Source organism: Oceanobacillus indicireducens (assembly GCF_014647195.1).
GTDB lineage: Bacteria > Bacillota > Bacilli > Bacillales > Amphibacillaceae > Oceanobacillus > Oceanobacillus indicireducens.
In genome coordinates, this window is the sequence record NZ_BMOS01000002.1 from 68198 (window position 1) to 81130 (window position 12933).

The 12933-nt window shown below is 42.6% G+C and carries 10 protein-coding genes and 1 riboswitch; of the genes, 4 read left to right on the plus strand and 6 right to left on the minus strand.

What is annotated here, in order from left to right:
- Positions 1-201 precede the first annotated feature (201 nt).
- The 3 genes from IEX94_RS01870 to IEX94_RS01880 all read right to left on the minus strand — a co-directional run bounded on the left by IEX94_RS01870 (position 202) and on the right by IEX94_RS01880 (position 4941).
- On the minus strand, positions 202-2304 hold the full coding sequence (locus IEX94_RS01870) for a heterodisulfide reductase-related iron-sulfur binding cluster (protein ID WP_156854203.1): 2103 nt from the start codon (positions 2302-2304) through the stop codon (positions 202-204).
- Between the two features lie 532 nt (positions 2305-2836).
- Positions 2837-4507, minus strand: coding sequence for an arginine--tRNA ligase (argS, locus tag IEX94_RS01875; protein WP_188855805.1), 1671 nt, complete (start codon positions 4505-4507; stop codon positions 2837-2839).
- Positions 4504-4941, minus strand: a complete 438-nt coding sequence (locus IEX94_RS01880; RefSeq protein WP_188855806.1) for a YwiB family protein — start codon at positions 4939-4941, stop codon at positions 4504-4506. Before IEX94_RS01880 ends, argS begins: the two co-directional genes overlap by 4 nt.
- A 254-nt stretch (positions 4942-5195) precedes the next feature.
- Between IEX94_RS01880 and IEX94_RS01885 the strand changes: the two genes are divergently transcribed.
- The 3 genes from IEX94_RS01885 (at position 5196) to mgtE (ending at position 9293) form a co-directional block, all read left to right on the plus strand.
- Complete coding sequence (locus IEX94_RS01885) at positions 5196-5534, plus strand: hypothetical protein (protein WP_188855928.1); 339 nt, start codon at positions 5196-5198, stop codon at positions 5532-5534.
- The gene (locus tag IEX94_RS01890; protein ID WP_229782527.1) at positions 5494-7398 is read left to right on the plus strand and encodes a transglycosylase domain-containing protein; all 1905 of its coding nucleotides are present in this window, start codon (positions 5494-5496) and stop codon (positions 7396-7398) included. Before IEX94_RS01885 ends, IEX94_RS01890 begins: the two co-directional genes overlap by 41 nt.
- Positions 7399-7512: 114 nt before the next feature.
- A riboswitch (M-box (ykoK) riboswitch) is annotated at positions 7513-7679 on the plus strand.
- Between the two features lie 252 nt (positions 7680-7931).
- Positions 7932-9293: a magnesium transporter gene (gene mgtE / locus IEX94_RS01895; protein WP_156854197.1), complete on the plus strand. Its 1362-nt coding sequence runs from the start codon at positions 7932-7934 to the stop codon at positions 9291-9293.
- Positions 9294-9490: 197 nt separating this feature from the next.
- Here mgtE and IEX94_RS01900 read toward each other — a convergent pair whose 3' ends face one another.
- The 3 genes from IEX94_RS01900 to IEX94_RS01910 form a co-directional block, all read right to left on the minus strand.
- Positions 9491-10003, minus strand: coding sequence for a YwhD family protein (locus tag IEX94_RS01900; protein ID WP_188855807.1), 513 nt, complete (start codon positions 10001-10003; stop codon positions 9491-9493).
- A gap of 92 nt (positions 10004-10095) precedes the next feature.
- Positions 10096-10593 carry a YwgA family protein gene (locus tag IEX94_RS01905; protein ID WP_156854193.1) on the minus strand — a complete coding sequence of 166 codons (498 nt, stop codon included), beginning with the start codon at positions 10591-10593 and terminating at the stop codon, positions 10096-10098.
- On the minus strand, positions 10583-11902 hold the full coding sequence (locus IEX94_RS01910) for an HD domain-containing protein (RefSeq protein WP_188855918.1): 1320 nt from the start codon (positions 11900-11902) through the stop codon (positions 10583-10585). The genes IEX94_RS01905 and IEX94_RS01910 overlap by 11 nt, the downstream gene beginning before the upstream one ends.
- Before the next feature lie 82 nt (positions 11903-11984).
- On the opposite strand from IEX94_RS01910, the gene IEX94_RS01915 reads away from it, so the two are divergent.
- Entirely contained in the window at positions 11985-12827 is an 843-nt protein-coding gene (locus IEX94_RS01915; RefSeq protein WP_188855808.1) for a lipoate--protein ligase family protein, read from the plus strand.
- The last annotated feature ends 106 nt before the right edge of the window (positions 12828-12933 follow it).

The following is a 12933-nucleotide window of genomic DNA, read 5'->3' on the forward strand; positions in this document are numbered from 1 at the left end:
GGTTGGGAAATAGATTAAAATAGTTCATTTCCCAACCTCAATTTATCACGTATTAACGGTCTGTAATACCCCCATCTCTAAACATGAGTAAAGCCCGAGGTGTGAAGGTGGGGATATACAGTCCGTAAATCCCTGATTCTGTTCAACTAACATTCAGTGGGGAGGGAAGGAATCCTCACTGAATGAAGGTTCACTTTATTATTACGCTGTTTTCTCTTCTTCTTCAGCAAATACGGAGATTGCTAGAATTTCAGCTACGTCAAGCGTGCCGATATCTTCGTCGACTTCTTTCGCTTTTGTTCCGTCGCTGATCATCGTCAAGCAGTATGGACAACCTGTCGAAATCATCGATGGGTTCACTTGTAATGCTTGTTCTGTACGGGCGACGTTGATGCGATTTCCGGTTGTTTCTTCCGTCCACATTAAGCCTCCGCCGGCCCCGCAGCACATGCCGTTTTCACGGGTACGGACCATTTCTACTAATTCCAGCCCCGGAATCGATTTCAAGATTTCCCGCGGTGGGTCATATACGCCATTATATCTGCCCAAATAACAGGAGTCATGGTACGTTAGGCGTTCATTGATCTGGCCGGTTGGCTGCAATTTTCCTTCCATGATTAAATCATAGAGTAATTGCGTATGATGGTAGACTTCCGCTTCAAAGCCAAAGTCTGGATACTCGTTTTTAAAGATATTATAGGCGTGCGGGTCAATTGTAACAATCTTCTTCACATTATATTTATTGAATTGCTTTATGTTCTTTTCTGCAATCTCTTGGAAAAGAAATTCATTTCCGATACGGCGGGCTGTATCTCCTGAGTTTGCTTCAGTGTTTCCTAAAATCGCAAAGCTGACACCTGCCCGGTTCATCAGTTTCGCAAAAGCAAGAGCGATTTTTTGGCTACGGCTATCGTAGGCCCCCATCGAACTTACCCAGAACAGGTATTCAAACTCTTTGTCTTCTTTCTTCAATTCTTTTACCGTCGGAATGTATACTGTTTCATCTTCTTCGCGCCATTTCACGCGATCTTTTTTCGATAGACCCCAAGGGTTACCTTGACGTTCGATATTTTGCACGGCACGTTGGATTTCAGAATCCATCTTCCCTTCCGTCATCACTAAGTAACGACGCAGGTCAATGATCGTTCCAACGTGTTCGTTATTTACTGGGCAAGCATCTTCACAGTTCCGGCAAGTCGTACATGCAGAAAGCTCTTCAGCAGTAATGACGTCACCTGCAAGACTCATATTTTGAATTGTTGCTGCAGCCTCTCCCTCGCTACTGGCCATATTTCCAGTAGAATTCGAGAATGCATAGCTCGGCACCCAAGGTGAATTACCAGTTACTGCTGCTCCCTTTTCTGTAAGATGATCACGCAGTTTAATCATAATATCCATTGGGGAAAGCATCTTCCCGGTACCTGCAGCTGGGCAGACGTCGGTACAACGGCCACATTCCACGCAGGCGTAAAAATCAATCATCTGGTATTGGCTGAAGTCCTCAATTTTCCCTACACCGAAGGAAATTTCTTCTTCCTCGTCTTCCGCGTCCATTTCAAAATCAATTTTTTCTAACTTTCCAGGAACCTTTTTACTTAAAAATACGTTGATTGGTGCTGCAATCAAGTGGAAGTGCTTGGATTGCGGAACGTATACTAAAAAGGTAAGCAACGTGAGCGTATGCACCCACCAAGCAACGAAAAACAGTACCATCGCTGTCTCTGGTGATAGAAAACTAAAAGCTGTTGCAATTAAACTCGCAACAGGCTCTGTCCAGGTTACTGCCCGTTCCTCCCAGAGCATGAGCATCCCATTTCCAGCAAGGACAGAAAGCATGAGTGTCCCGATGAAAATAAGTACAAGACCTGCTTTAAATCCGCGCTTCAGTCGGACAAGCTTTTCCATATAACGGCGGTAAAATGCCCAAAATACCGCTACAAGGATCATCAACGTAACGAGTTCTTGGAAAAAGACGAACCCTGGATAAAGCGATCCGAATGGCAAATGGTTGCCCGGTGATAATCCTTTGATGAACATGTCAATTGCGCCGAACTGGACAAGGATGAATCCATAGAACATCATCACATGAATCGTTCCAGACTTCTTATCCTTCAGCAGCTTCGATTGACCGAAAACAATTTTCCCTACGCGTTTTAGACGTAATTTGATTTCGCCATCAAACTCTGACTTTCTCCCAAGTTTGATATAGGACATTCTCGTTGCAATGACTCTAGCAAATAAATAGATTGCATAGATGGTTACAACTAAGAATGCGATCCAGTTAATAATTTGAAATGTATCCATTTAAATGCCCCCTCTTTTTTCATTTATTCAGAATGATAGCGATTACATGGTGTTCTAAAAAAATTTCTCGTCTGAAATGATATAGATACATATCATTATAGTACATACTACTTTATAGGTGAATGACCATTCAGTCAATAGTTTTGTCGAAATCTTTTAGTTTGTTTTGTCATTCATGCGAGATGGGGATGCTAATTAGGAAAATAATTGCTATTTGTTTGCCCATTCATACTGGATAAACTCGATAATCGGAAAATAATTACCGTTTGTTTTCCTATTCATGCTAGTTCAACACGAGAATGGGAAGATAAACACCGCTTGTTTTCCCATATACACTGGATCAATACGATAACGGGAAAATAAACTACGATTGTTTTCCCATTCACGCTAGTTCAACACGGTAATGGGAAAACATCTACCACTTGTTCCCCCATTAATGTAAGAAGAACCCTAATCATAAAATCTTTCAAACAACAAAAAAGAGCCAAATCAATTCCTTTCACAAAAGAAATTAATTTGGCTCTTATGTTCTTTACATTTTCTCCGGTGCGGTTACGCCGATTAGGTTAAGTGCGTTGGCGATAGTGATACGGACTGCTTTCATTAAGGCGATTCTTGCAGTTGTCCGTTCCGGTGCATCTGCATCAAGTACTTTCTCTGCGTTGTAGAAGCTATGAAGTAAGCTTGCGAGTTCGAATACATAATTCGTTACGCGTTGAGGTGCATGCTTTTCCGCTGCGTCAGCGACCGTTTGCGGGAAGGAGCCGATCTTCATAAGGAGCTCTTGCTCTTTTTCTGATGTAAGCTCTGCAAAATCAAACTTCCCATTAACATCGAAACCTCTTGTTTCCGCTTGAGAGAGCATCGTACAGATCCGTGCATGTGCATATTGCACGTAGTAAACCGGGTTTTCGTTGGACTGAGAACGAGCAAGGTCTATATCGAAATCAAGCTGGGAATCGTTGGAACGGGCGACGAAGAAATAACGGGTTGCATCAATTCCGACCTCTTCCATCAGTTCACGCAAGCTCACAGCTTTTCCGGTACGTTTACTCATTCGTACCTTTTCCCCGCCTTCAAAGAGATTCACCATTTGAATGATTTTTACTTCCAGCTTATCTGCCGGGTAACCGAGCGCTTGAATCGCTGCGTTCATACGAGCGACATAGCCGTGGTGATCGGAACCCCAGACGTTGATGAGTTTATCGAAGCCACGGTCCAATTTATTTTTATGGTACGCGATATCCGGTGTCAGATACGTGTAGTTACCATCCTGTTTAATGATGACACGGTCTTTATCATCACCAAATTCCGTCGTCTTGAACCACGTTGCACCATCTTTTTCATAAATATAGCCACTCTCTTTCAGCTGCTGGACTGCATTCGGTATTTGATCATCTTCATATAATGTGCGCTCCGAGAACCAGTTATCGAATTCGACATGGAAGTCTTTCAGGTCACGTTCAATATTTCGCAGTGAAGCCTTAAGTCCATACTCTTTCATGTATTCAAAGCGTTCTTCATGAGATTTTTCCAGCCATTTATTGCCGTCTTCTGCGACAATTGCTTTTGCCATATCGATAATGACTTGTCCGTGATAACCGTCTTCCGGCATCTCAACGTCTTCACCGAGCTCCTGCAAGTAGCGTGCTTCAACCGAGAACCCTAGCTTATCGATCTGGCTGCCGGCATCGTTAATATAATACTCCCGTTCGACATTATAGCCTGCCGCTGCGAGCAAACTACTAAGCACGTCCCCATAAGCTGCTCCACGGGCATGACCAAGGTGGAGGTCACCAGTCGGGTTTACCGAAACGAACTCTACTTGGATACGTTTGCCTTTACCAGCATCACTTTTCCCGTAATTGTCCTGCTCTCTAAGAATTGTCGGGATGATTTGCTCGAGAAGATCATTTTTCATAAAAAAGTTAATAAACCCAGGTCCTGCGATTTCGATTTTTTCAATTGATGCTTCTGTTTCGTTGATCACTTTTACAATCTCGTCAGCAATCTGCCGCGGCGCTTTCTTTGCAATTCGGGCAAGCTGCATGGCAATATTCGTTGCAAAGTCACCGTGGGATTTATCTTTTGGTTTCTCTAAAATAATTTCCGGAAGTTCTTCTGCGCTTGCAAGGCCTGACTTAAGTACGGCTTCCGAAATTTCTTGTTTCAATTTCTGTTCTGTTTGTTCCAGTACGTTCATCTGGGGTCCTCCTCTATAATAATAAGTTCCAATGTATGCTTTCGTTCATCTTGCCCATTTAGTTTAACAGTGTAATCCAGGTTCAATCGCGCTGGTATGCCTTGCCCCAACGGCTGATACATCATCAGTTGCGTGAATGTTTCCATATGCAGGTTTCCATGCGGGTGTTTGTAAACATTTTCTGTTACTTGACCAAGGCGAAATTGCTGATGCATCGAGACGGCACCGGTTCGTTTAATCGTCACTTTCTCTTTCTGGATTGTGATAAGTGATGAAATTTCCATATCATCTATTGTTTCTTCAAACCTTAGTACATCCAACTTGCCCTTCCGGAAGAATACACCGGTTGCTTTTATATGATTTATTTCCTTGTCTGAAGCATCCTGAATCTTCATTTTCAATTGAAGCGCCACACGCTTTTCTGGCTCGTTCATCCTATCGCCTTTCCTTTTTGAATAATGTCCCTATTATATCGGTAAGTTGACATGGTAATCAATAAAAAGATGTGTTTTTCTTTTACTCACACTTTGTTGGCTACTTTTTAGATGTATTCCAAGTTGGTGTATTAACGAATCAGGAGGAAAAATCTATTGGTGTTCAGTGCGGTGATCCAGTTTATCCTTGATACATAAGGATTTCAAAAAAATGCACCACGATCATGCAGTCTATATACTTTTGGAGGAATTATTTGGTTAAAGTTGGTATTATTACAGGAAGCACGAGTAGCTTTGAAAAACGTAAGAGAATTAACAAGTTTGATACACAAGGAATGGGCAGCCCTTCTTTCCTTTTTTATTGTTTAAAATCGGCCAATTTCTCCCATACTGTAAAAAAAGCTAGGTTTAGGGAGCTGGGTGTCAGTGAAGAGGCGAAGAAAGCATCGGTTGCTGTGGCGGTTGGTGCGGCTCGGTATTTATATGGTCATAGCGCTTATTCTTTTTGCAGTTTTTTTCTTAGCATTCATTTACCTCTTGGGACCACCCCCAATGGGAGCGGAGCAGGATACGAAGATTTACAGCAGGGATGATGCGGTAATTGGAATTGAGAGCGGGATACGGAACCAGTATTGGGTCGAGAAGGAAGATCTATCGGAAAAAGTGATTGCTGCAACGATTTTAATCGAAGACCATCATTTTTATGAGCATCATGGTTTTGATTTCATACGGATTGGCGGAGCGATTATTAAAAATATCCGTTCTGGTTCACTGCGGGAAGGTGCGAGTACGATTACCCAACAGCTCGCTCGGAATTTATATTTGACCCATGAAAAGACATGGATCCGGAAGTTGAAAGAAGCGTTTTATACCGTGCGGCTTGAGATGCATTATACGAAAGATGAGATCCTGGAAGGGTATTTGAACACGATTTATTACGGTCATGGTGCTTACGGGATTGAGGCGGCGAGTGAGTATTTCTTCGGTAAACCGCAAACGGACCTGTCTTACGCGGAGACAGCGATGCTTGTTGGGATTCCTAAGGGACCGACCTATTATTCGCCTTTTAATAACGAAGCAAATGCCGAAGCACGAAAAGAATTGATTTTAAAGCGTTTATGGCAAGAAAAGATAATCGATGACGCAACATATCATACGGCAATTAGAGAAAAACTTGAGTACCGAACGGATAAAGATGAAGGACGCGAGGAATTTGCCGGGCATTTCCAGGACATGGCGGTGAAAGAGGCAGCTGCGATTCTTGGAGTAACGGAGCAATTAATTCGCGCGGGTGGTTATGAGCTCTATACGACGATTGATGAAACCGTTCAGGAGCAGGTAGAAACGGCCATGAAGGAAATTATTCCGGAAACGACAGAACTAGAGGCGGGGGTTTTCTCTGTAGATATCCATTCAGGAGAAGTCCTCGCCCTTGCTGGTGGAAGAAGCTATCAGGCAAGTGAATTTAATCGGGTACGGAATGCTTTTCGGATGCCAGGGTCAAGTTTCAAACCTTTTTTATATTATGCTGCACTGGAAAACGGCTTTACACCACTGACGAAATTGATGAGCGAACCGACTACATTCCGGCTCGAGAATGGGAACGTGTATGAGCCGGGAAATTTCAATCATTATTATGCTTATGGGCCTATTACACTCGCCGAAGCAATCGCCCTTTCCGATAATGTGTATGCCGTTCGCACAGGTCTGCAGCTTGGTATCGAACGGTTCATTGATACTGCGCAAATTTTTGGTTTTGAAAAAGAGTTGCCTGCCGTCCCTTCCCTTGCGCTTGGGACAGCGTCTGTTACGTTAGAAGAGCTTGTCACAGCTTACGGGATGCTTGGAAATGGAGGAAAAGAGCTGGAAACATATACGATTCGAAAAATCACGGACAAAAATGGCCAGGTACTATATGAGCGAAAAAGTTCAAACGGACGACAAGTATTGAATGAGCAGACGAGTTTTATTTTGACCCAGCTGCTTACCGGGATTTTCGAACCGAAGCTGAATGGCTATATGCCGGTCACTGGAAGTCCGATTTCCCATCATCTAACAAGACTCTATGCGGGTAAATCCGGGACGACAGAGGCCGATAACTGGATGATCGGTTATAGTCCTTCTGTTGTGACCGGTGTATGGACCGGATATGATGACCACCGCGTTATTACAGCAGTGCAAGAAACGACGTATGCGAAAGAGATTTGGGCCCGTGTGATGGAAAAGGCACATGAAGGGGAACAGCAGGAAAACTTCCCTATCCCAGATGGTGTCGTTGGGGTTCCGATTGATCTTGAGACAGGTTTACGGGCGACTCCCTATTGCGGAGAAAGCCTTATGATGTATTTTAAAAAAGGGACGGAACCAGTTGATTATTGTGAGCCAACAATTGCCCCGGAACAGGAAGATAATGATGATGGATTTTTTAAAAAATGGTTTCAGCTGTTGTTCGAGTAGCTTTTTACTTTCGAGTCTTTGAAAATATTTTTAAGACGCGGGAGGTGCAGTAACTTTTCGGTAAGGTTGGTTGACTAATGCCCAGAATACCTGTACCATTGTATTCGTATGTAAATAGACCTTCGTTAGGTAAGGCTCCTGTGTTGGAGATACGCTACTGCCCAAAAATGTCCAAAGACGCCAATGGGTCAACAGGAACCATCGACATAAGGTGGTTTTTAATGTAGCTGGATATGATTCCTATGCCACACAGTGCTAAAGCTCTACGATTGGAGGATATTTGATAAGCTTTTTTAACTGTGTTCGTAATCAGAACTCTTCTTAATTATGCTTTTTTCAATACACCTTCTAGCCGTAGAAGGTGTATTTTTATTTTATTTAGAAAGGATGTGGGATAGATTGGATCTTATTCCCGAACCCAATTCGGAATCATATTTTTGTTGCATGATGGAAAAGTTAAAACAATTCAGGAGTCTATTCTCACATATTTTTTTATTTTAGTAGATTGACTCCTGTCAAAGGAGGAAATTACGATGGTTAAACTAACCAAAAAAACACGGGAACAATATACAAAATTAATTTTAGATACTTTAGATGCTGGCGATAAGGAAAAGTTTCGAGATACTTTCTTAGACTTACATCCATCCGATCAACTCGATATTTTCGTAAAATTGGATGGTGACGCTAGGTCGCGGGGGTATTCCTATCTTACACCAGGGGAATTTGCAGAGATTTTTGGCGGATTAGACATAAGCGACCAAAAGCTTTTCTTTTTAGAATTGGATGAAGACTACTCTATTCGTATGTTTAATCAAATGTTTACAGACGATGTTGTGAACTTTTTGACAGAAATTAATAGTGAACGAGCTGAAGATATTTTACTCCAAATGGATAAAGAAAAGGCCGAGAAGATAAAAGCTTTGCTGTCCTATGCTCCTAAAACTGCTGGAGCGATTATGACAAAAGAACTGATCAGTATCTCGTCTACAGATACTGCTGCCGATGTATTAGAGATGCTTAGAAAAGAGGCTCCAAGTGCCGAAAGTATTTATTATCTTTATGTAGTCGATTGTGAGGGAATACTAGTAGGGGTCGTCTCCTTGAGGGACTTGATCATCGCTGCTCCCGACGAGGTAATAAAAGATATTATGACTACAAGAACAGTGTCTGTTCCAGAGGATATGGATCAGGAAGATGTTGGCCGGATGATTAAGAAGTATGACTTTCTTGCCGCTCCTGTTGTTTCCAAAGATAATCATCTACTTGGTATTGTTACATTTGATGATGTCATGGATATCCTTGAAGAAGAAGTTACAGAAGACTTTGGAGAAATTTCAGCTACCAAAGGGGCCACAGATTTGACATTAAGTCCATTTACAGCCGCAAAAAAACGTGCGCCTTGGATTATCATTCTCATGCTCTTTGGATTAGTTACCGGTGGTGTAATCAGACAATTTGAGGAAACACTTGAAGCTGTCGTCGTGCTTGCTGCTTTTATTCCTATGATTATGGGTTCTGCGGGAAATATCGGAACGCAATCACTAGCTGTTGCAGTGCGTGGACTAGCACTTGAGACGATTGAAGACGGAGGATTCTGGAAAATGATTAGGCGGGAATTCAGTACAGGAATTCTAATTGGAATTATATGTATGGCACTGATCAGCGTTATGATTACCATTATATTTGGTAACTGGATGGTAGCATTAATTGTCGGTGTGTCCATCCTCTGTACATTCGGTATTTCGGCTGTCATTGGTTCAACTATCCCATTAATCATTAATAAACTAAAACTTGATCCAGCAATTGCATCCGGTCCTTTCATTACAACTGTTAATGACATAGTCGGTCTGCTTATTTATTTCTCAATTGCGACTTCTTTAATGGCGTATCTTTAACAAAGGCGCAGAGCGGACGTGGCTAGTCCTCTCATAAAAAGTAACCAACGAGCAGTGAATGTCCAGTTCAGCTGCTGTTGGTTACTTTTTTGTCCTAGTAATACATTAACGTCCATGTATACTCATTTTACAAATTCCCACGTTAAAGTACAACTTTTTATATCCATTTTTAACATCCGTCACAATTTGTTCACTTTTTATAGAGAGAGGGCTTTTTTCAATTCATCCGAGGAGTTGTTCCACATTTCTTCGTTGAATTCCCTTAAGTAATCACCCAACAGCTTTTTCGAATGGTCATCCATATGGTCGACGACAATCTTCCCTTTTAAAGATTGTTCCATATGTTTCACATGTTCGCCCATTGATTTATAGGCGCGCTTGATTTCCCGGTCGACACGAATCTCACTCGCAGCAACTCCGGCGTAATATGTTCCTTGATCATTGCGATCAAGGTTCACCCACACGATCCAGTACAGCTTCCCATTCGGCACTTCTTCTTTATTCGGTATCCATTTCACCCGGCGCTCGACATCACTCCGCGCATGCATCGCATTCATGTCAACATATGCTTTATTTTCATTCGGGTCAACGATAATGGATGACATGTTTTCGAGGCTGATCACCCCAGCTCCATATCCACCGTGCCCGTCGGTTGAGTCATCTTTAATGATCGTAAAACGATTTTTCTTTTTCTTCTGTTCATCGTTCATTTGAATAACTCCCTTCCTGATATTTTAAGTTGGGACATGGGGTCAGAGCACCTGTCCCAATCTGGGACAAGTGCTCTGACCCCATGTCCCAGTCACGTGCTGCGTATTTGTTTGATGAATTGGTAGGCTTCGTTTATTTCTGCTTCGGTGAAGTTTTGTTTTGGTTTCATTTGGTGCAGTTTTTCAATCTGCTCGCGCTTATCCAGATGTTCAAAGAAAAGAATCGTGGATACGAGTTCGAGAAATCTGGAACTTCGCAACTGGAGCAGTTCCGTTTTATCCGTAATGTCTGGCATATCGAGGGTGAATTGCTTAAGAAAATCCTCTCCCGCCTTTGTGACATCATAATGATACTGGAAATAATTTGCTTTATCTTCCCGCGTCTCTTCTATAAATCCAAGATTACAAAGCTCCTCTACCCGTAAAGTCAGTTCTTCGGAATAAGGTCCGTAGAAATGAAATTGGTATTTCTCTTCGAACGGGACCGCAGATTTTTGTAAAATATAAATCATCTTCTGTAACTTTTTCCTCCCAGTGACTCCACCTGTCAACTGGAAAAAGTGAATTAATTTTGCATGGTTAATCAACATTGCTACTCTCTCCCTGCCCATAAAGAATTTCCAAAATCGCATTCCTAACCCGCTTGTCTGTCAGGGCCTTCAGCAAATCCACGGGGAAATATAATTTATGATCGGTCCGTTTTTTCCCTGAAATGGATTCGACAATATCGGAATGCCGGGATAATTCCTTCAGATTCCCATTTGGCATCTGTAAGTGGATTGGCAACCGTTCTTCCTCTTCCCCAGGCCGGTAAAAATCATACGGCAAATCAGAGGAAGAATCAACGACTAAATAGTATTCCGGATCAATGCCCGCTTGCTTGAACAGCCTCATGAGTTCCATGTAGTCATTCATTTGCAAATTCGGATTGAATTCCACATATTTAAGCAACCGGCGATTCATAAACCGCTCACAGAGATCACTTAGAATAGCATCATCTTCCTCTTGCCAGAGGTGAAAATAGTACTGGACGATGGTTTCATCGAGTTTCACATAATCTGCTAGCGTTACATTTTCCTCGAAAAAGGAAATAAAATGAGTCGGTTCCAGTTTGAATTCATAATCCGGATCTTGGTAGAGCGCTTTTGCCCGCCCGAAGATTTTCGATAAAATTACCTCGGCACTGCGGGTAACCGGATGGAAATATACTTGCCAGTACATCTGATAACGGCTCATAATATAGTCTTCCACCGCATGCATCCCGGTCGATTTAATAACGACCTGATCTTCAATCGGACGCATGACACGCAAAATCCGTTCCATATCAAAATGACCGTAGCTCACTCCCGTATAATAGGCATCCCGCTGGAGATAATCCATCCGGTCCGCATCAATTTGACTGGAGATCAAGCTAACAACAAGTTGGTCTTCATATGTTTTCCCAATGACATCGGCAACACGGTTCGGAAAGTCAGGGCCCACCTTCTGTAAGACCTCATTTACTTTCGTATCCCCGACGATAATCGCTTGTGTGAAGTACTCGTGATCCAGTTTGAAAACCTTCTCGAAGGAATGGGAGAACGGACCGTGGCCTAAATCGTGAAGCAGTGCTGCAGAGAGGCATAGCAAGCGTTCTTCGTTATTCCAATGCTCGCGGCCTTTAAAATTATTAAGGATCCGCCGGACGATTTCATAGACCCCGAGGGAATGGTTGAAACGGCTATGTTCTGCACCATGGAAGGTCAGATTCGTTGTGCCAAGCTGTTTGATCCGTCGCAACCGCTGGAACTCTGGGGTAGCGATCAAATCCCAGATGACACGGTCCCGAACATGCACATACCGGTGAACCGGATCTTTAAAAACCTTCTCCTCTGATAATTGTTCATCTTTATATGCCAAATTTTCCACCCGTTTCTTTTCGGTCATTGTTCATTATATTATATAATAGATTCGTACAGGAAAAAAGGATAAGGAGATAACGATGAAAAATTGGGATGAAATAATAAATTATGAAACATTTCGCTATATAGATCATACCAAACTTAAGGAATTCGAGGGGAAACCGAATTCGGCAATCACTTCCTTTGCGATCGATGACTCGATTGCGACAGCGGTAAGTGAGAAAAAGTCCCCTCCTGCAATTCGGCTTTGGGCGCATCCGAAAACGATTGTACTCGGAATCCCGGATGGCAGGCTTCCTTTTATTGATGAAGGTGTTTCTTATTTGCAAAGCTTAGGATATCATGTGATGATACGGAATTCCGGTGGGCTTGCGGTGGCACTTGATGAACATGTGCTGAATTTATCCCTTGTCATACCCGATGTAAAGCATGTCTCCATTCACGATGCATATGACGCGATGTTCCAGTTCGTCCAGCATATGTTCCGCGATTTGACGGCAAATATTGCAGCGTACGAAATCGTCGGCTCTTATTGTCCCGGGGATTATGATTTAAGTATTAACGGGGAAAAATTCGCCGGCATCTCTCAGCGTCGGATTAAGGATGCTGCGGCAATTCAAATCTATTTGGATGTGAGTGGTGATAGTAAGAAGCGCGCACGTCATATTCAGAAGTTTTACAAGTTGAGCAAGAAAGATGAAGAAACAACATTCGTTTATCCTGAGGTGAAGCCAGAAGTGATGGGGTCCCTTTCTGAACTATTGAATTATCCGCTGACGGTCGAGGATGTGAAGCAGCGAACCCTTGATGCTTTAAAGGAATTGAGCGGTGAAATCATTACTACCGAGTTTTCAGAACTGGAAAAGGAAACCTTCATAAAAAGGTACGAACAAATGGTAAAACGAAATGAAAGAATTAAATAAAAGGATAGGGAGCGAGAAAAGGAAGGTGCAGCTGTTCGAGCGATTAGAGAGCTTGTAATCAAACGAACGAGAGAGGGTCACAGCTGTTCGAGCGATTAAAGAGCTT

Excerpts from the sequence above, each read along its gene's own strand:
- IEX94_RS01870 (WP_156854203.1), bottom strand. The coding sequence starts at position 2,304 with ATGGATACATTTCAAATTATTAACTGGATCGCATTCTTAGTTGTAACC.
- argS (WP_188855805.1), bottom strand. The coding sequence starts at position 4,507 with ATGAACGTACTGGAACAAACAGAACAGAAATTGAAACAAGAAATTTCG.
- IEX94_RS01880 (WP_188855806.1), bottom strand. The coding sequence starts at position 4,941 with ATGAACGAGCCAGAAAAGCGTGTGGCGCTTCAATTGAAAATGAAGATT.
- IEX94_RS01890 (WP_229782527.1), top strand. The coding sequence starts at position 5,494 with ATGGGAGCGGAGCAGGATACGAAGATTTACAGCAGGGATGATGCGGTA.
- mgtE (WP_156854197.1), top strand. The coding sequence starts at position 7,932 with ATGGTTAAACTAACCAAAAAAACACGGGAACAATATACAAAATTAATT.
- IEX94_RS01900 (WP_188855807.1), bottom strand. The coding sequence starts at position 10,003 with ATGAACGATGAACAGAAGAAAAAGAAAAATCGTTTTACGATCATTAAA.
- IEX94_RS01905 (WP_156854193.1), bottom strand. The coding sequence starts at position 10,593 with ATGTTGATTAACCATGCAAAATTAATTCACTTTTTCCAGTTGACAGGT.
- IEX94_RS01915 (WP_188855808.1), top strand. The coding sequence starts at position 11,985 with ATGAAAAATTGGGATGAAATAATAAATTATGAAACATTTCGCTATATA.